The following is a 4628-nucleotide window of genomic DNA, read 5'->3' as shown; positions in this document are numbered from 1 at the left end:
CATCCGGATACGACCATCGTTGTTACAACCAACAATGATTATGCTGGCTGTAGACAGATGAACCAGTCTGTCATTTCCAGAATGAATCTTGTGATCGATCTGGAGGAGCCGGATGAAGAAACACTGGTACAGCGTGTTCTTGGGATTACCGGATGCACAGATAAAAAAACGGTTCGCACTATGGCACAGATCATCAAGGCAGTTTCTGAATATTGCAGTGAGAATCTGATCACAGACGGATGCTGCGGTGTACGTGAACTGATTTCCTGGGTGCAGTCCTATATGGTCTGTGGTGATGTCCGGGAAGCTGCACATTACACAATCCTTTCTTCGGTATCTGCTGACGCAGAAAGCCGTTCGGAAGTGGAAAACGGCTGTCTGGATTCTATTCTTGCAGCATAGGAGGGTTGGTACATTGACACAGAGAAAACCTTATAACAATTTAAAAATTACAGAAGAAGATATGCTGGATATTTTCTCCGCAAATATCCATTATCTACGGAAACTACCACGCTGGAATCTTTCCCAGAAAACCCTGGCAAGGATTCTGCATATTCCAACAAAATCTTACCGTAAGTATGAATTAGGAGGAGGCTTTCCACCCGTATTTGTGGTCTACCATCTGGCAGTCTATTTCGGATACACCATGGAAGAGCTTTTAACTGAAAAATTATTTTAAAAAGAAAGGATGAATAAGAATTGAATAGCAACCAGAAAAAATTAAAACAGATGATACGTGATCAAGAACTTACAATTAGTGACGAGGAACTGTTCACTTCATCTGCTTACCAAAAATACCTGACCTCTATGGCGAAAGCGGCTACCGGCCGCTACCGTCAGGGTCTTCAGGCTCTGATGGAATGGGATGCCCAGGCAGATGCAGGCATTGCACATACGGATAACTATAAAATCCATATCAATGCTGCCAATGAAATCACCCAGAGTTTTCCTTCCCGGTATCTCCGTTCCGAAAGCCTTGTCGGATTCAATGGGCATGAGACTGCCCACCTGCTGTTCTCAGATTTTACAGCCTTGGGACTATATCTTGGCAGCATGGAAAAAGGAGCTTTCTACCCATCCAATCCTTCCTTTACGGAATTATCCTATCAGACAAATTGTGAAGAAATACTGGAGGCTATGGATAGCAAAGATAAAGCGACCTGCCTGACTCTGGCATCCTGTGCCTCTCATATAAATAATATTCTGGAAGACATCTATATAGAGGCACGAATGTGCACTTCTCATCCGGGCACTTTCCGCCGGGGCATTGAACTGAATAACCTGCGGATGTGTGAACAGATGCCTTCAATCCAGAGTCAGATTGAAAAGAAGTATTCTGATTTTGCAATTATGGCAAATCTTCTGCTTCAATACTGCAGGGCGGGAACCATCAATAACCTGTCCGGTTATAAAGGTCCTTATCTGGATTATCTGGAAGACTGCATGCCATATGTAGATGATGCCATTTATTCAGATGAAGCAAAGGACCGTTTTCACGCTTCTAATCATATTGTGGCTATTCTATGGGAATACATCAAGCCTCTGATTGAAGAGACAAAAGAAAGAATGGAGCAGCATTCTGCATCGGATGCAAGCCAGATGTTAGAGGAACTTCTGGGTAACCAGATCCATGGTGCCACCCCATTGCCTTCCGGCAAAGGCGGTACTATGCCAAAGCAGGCAGAAGAAGGGAAAAAAGAACAGAAAGCAAATCCCTTACCGTGTACTCCTCCTGCCATGCGTCAGGAAAGTACGCAGGCTGCCCAGGATGTTGTAGCCGAAGAAGGAAACCGGATCGCACTTGCGAAAACGAATACCATCCTTGACCAAAATAATCCAGGAATTACTTATAATCACCAGTACCTTGGCACCGGTTATGAAAAGTCTGCCAACGACCTGTTCCGGATCCTGAGTGGAATCGCTACTGAGAAAGCAGAAGCACAATATCAACAGGAAATGACCGAAGAACTACAGAAGGCAGCCAACGATATCCATTATGGGAATGCTCATACCGGAGTTCATGTTACGATCAACCGAATGACATATGTACCGGATTCTTTAAAACAGTCATATCAGGCTGTAGCACCAATGCTTATCCGAGCATCCAAACGCCTGCAGAAGTCTATCGCACCGCTTTTAAAAGAAGAAAGTGAGGGCGGAAAATTAAAGAACCTGCAATTTGGAAAACGTCTGGATACACGTGCAATGCACCACGAAGATGGAACCTTTTTCACCAGAACCAGACTTCCTTCTGAAGAGCAGAAACTTGCAGTAGGACTTTTGGTAGACGAGAGTGGATCAATGAGCTGGGGAGACCGGATTACACATGCGAAAAAGACGGCCATTGTGCTTTATGATTTCTGCCAGAGCCTTCAGGTGCCCATTACTATATATGGCCATTCAACTGGTGGCAGCGGCGTAGAACTTTATTCCTATGCAGAATTTGATTCGATCGACACATCAGACCGCTACCGGCTCATGGATATGTCAGCAAGAGGCGGAAATCGTGATGGTGCTGCTCTCCGCTTTGTGGCGGAGCATCTGGCAAAACGTCCGGAAAAGCAGAAACTTCTGATCATCATTTCTGACGGACAGCCTGCAGATACCGGCTATTACGGCACTGAAGCAGAAGCTGACCTGCGTGGCATTAAAAAGGAGTATTCCAAAAAAGGGATCAAGCTCTTTGCTGCAGCGATCGGAGATGATAAGGAAAATATCAAGCGGATCTATCAGGATGGCTTTCTGGATATTACAAAGCTGGAAGACTTACCAAAAAACATGACGCTGTTAGTGAAACAATACCTGAAGTAGAAAGAAGGGAAAAGCTATGAATCAGAATCAACCACCACGGATCTCCGAGCAGATCTATAAACTACAAACGGATCGCAAACTCATTGCTGTTTATGACAGGCTTAGGTATGCACCACTGACCAGTTATGCTCAGATACATGCCAAAGGCGAGTATCAGGAAAACGGTCATAATGTCAACTCCCTGATTGGGATCACTATCCAGGATTATTCCAATGGCACCGGAAATAAAAATATCATCGTCCAGTTCAATCTGGCACCGGAACAGATCCAGTTTTTCTTAACCAGGATCACCGCAGGCTTTCAAGAATTTGAATGGTCGCTGAGCAAAATATACGGAAATCCTGATGCACAGGGCTACTCCATTGCACAGCAATTTTCTATTTCCCGGCATGTAAATGACCAGAACGGGCGGATAATGAAAAGCCCCTGGCGGATTCAGATCGTAAATGGCAAAGGCATCAAGGTCAAAAATCAAAATGGCGGATCTTATATGAAATCCGGGAGTTTTATTTTAGAAAAGAACGCCTTTATCCAGCTAACGGATATGGACCTGTATACGTTACTAAAACGCACGGATTCTTACATTACCAACTGGGAATCCTGTATGGCACCTTCCCTTATTTCAAATGGGAAGCGTGCTTATGCAGAACAACAGTCTCAAAGAATCCAACAAAACGGACAATATCAAAGCTCGGCACAGGCATCGCCTTATGCCGCATAAAGTTTATGGAAAGGAAGCGGCAATTTGCTGCTTCTTTTCTTTTAGAAAGAAAGGTGAACATATGAAATACTCAGATATCTGCACCATAGATTCGCAGGGACGTATCGTTATTCCTGCAAAACTGCGCAGACTTTTAAAACTTGAGAATGGGAATCCTCTGGAAGTAGAATTATCCAATCAGGAAATCCGGATCCGAAAATGCAGGGAACCTCATCAGGATAACATAAAGCTCCAGAGTATTCTTTCCATTCTTTATAGTTCAATCAAACACGGAGCCTTTATCTGTACAGACCAGTATGTCATTGCAGCAACGGGGATATATCTTCCAGAAGGCACTTCCCTTCCGGAAAACCTGGAGCCTTATATCGCCTCCGGAAATGAGGTGGTTTTGGATATCAGTCAGCCTCTTTATATGCTTTCCCATCATAGGGAACCCGTAGCGGCACTGTATCCTATCCACAATGACAAGGCACTGCCTCTTACTCTGGCAGTTTTATCCAAAACTCCACTTACTGAGATGGAAATGGGATGTGCAAGGTTAGTGGCAAAAACATTAGAGAAAGAATTTTGTTAAAAAGGAGTGTGATCACCATGAAAAGAACAAATATCAGACCGATAAGCAACATCGAAAAAAAGGCAATTACCATGACTGGAACCTTATTCCTTCCGCTTCGAATCGGGGAACGTGCATGGATATCTACGCAGACACATACTTTCATGACGACTGCTGTGGAACGTATTCTGGAAATATCCGGAAACAGCATTGTTTTCGAAACCCGTAACACCCGGTATAACCTGAAATATGAAAACGTACCGAATGAAACTGAGGTGATGTGTGCTTGACTACTTATGAACTGGGAAGCAGCCTGGAAAAGCTGCTTCCCAAACTAAAGCAGAACCGTGAGAATGTCCCTTTGGATATCCTGAAAACCTATTATAAAGTTCCTTACGAGGAATTAATTGCACAGGTAAATCAGACAGCCACTGCTTTTGTCAAATCAATTGTAACCGGTCAGTTACTGATCAATCCTGATGTGTCAATGGATGAGCAGGCAGATGTAGTTAATCAGACGATTCAGGATTCAGGAATGATCAA

The 4628-nt window shown here is 43.9% G+C and carries 5 protein-coding genes and 2 pseudogenes; all 7 read left to right on the top strand.

Annotated features, from left to right (window positions below; genetic code table 11):
• Positions 1-402: pseudogene (locus tag JQM82_RS14445) on the top strand (ATPase); the annotation flags it as partial.
• A gap of 13 nt (positions 403-415) precedes the next feature.
• Positions 416-679, top strand: a complete 264-nt coding sequence (locus JQM82_RS14440; RefSeq protein WP_235251101.1) for a helix-turn-helix domain-containing protein — start codon at positions 416-418, stop codon at positions 677-679.
• 20 nt (positions 680-699) lie between these two features.
• Positions 700-2811 carry a vWA domain-containing protein gene (locus JQM82_RS14435; protein ID WP_235251100.1) on the top strand — a complete coding sequence of 704 codons (2112 nt, stop codon included), beginning with the start codon at positions 700-702 and terminating at the stop codon, positions 2809-2811.
• 16 nt (positions 2812-2827) lie between these two features.
• On the top strand, positions 2828-3532 hold the full coding sequence (locus tag JQM82_RS14430) for a hypothetical protein (RefSeq protein ID WP_235251099.1): 705 nt from the start codon (positions 2828-2830) through the stop codon (positions 3530-3532).
• A 61-nt stretch (positions 3533-3593) separates the two neighbouring features.
• The gene (locus JQM82_RS14425; protein WP_235251097.1) at positions 3594-4106 is read left to right on the top strand and encodes an AbrB/MazE/SpoVT family DNA-binding domain-containing protein; all 513 of its coding nucleotides are present in this window, start codon (positions 3594-3596) and stop codon (positions 4104-4106) included.
• Positions 4107-4123: 17 nt separating this feature from the next.
• A complete protein-coding gene (locus tag JQM82_RS14420) occupies positions 4124-4375 on the top strand; it encodes a hypothetical protein (protein WP_154322132.1) in 252 nt (83 codons plus the stop codon).
• Positions 4372-4628 (top strand): annotated as a pseudogene (locus JQM82_RS14415) (hypothetical protein); the annotation flags it as partial. The gene JQM82_RS14420 and the pseudogene JQM82_RS14415, both read left to right, overlap by 4 nt.

Source organism: Faecalicatena contorta (assembly GCF_021531995.1).
Taxonomy (GTDB): Bacteria; Bacillota; Clostridia; order Lachnospirales; family Lachnospiraceae; genus Dorea_A; species Dorea_A contorta_A.
Note: the sequence above shows the minus strand (reverse complement) of the source record. Positions and strands in the feature narration are given on the sequence as shown.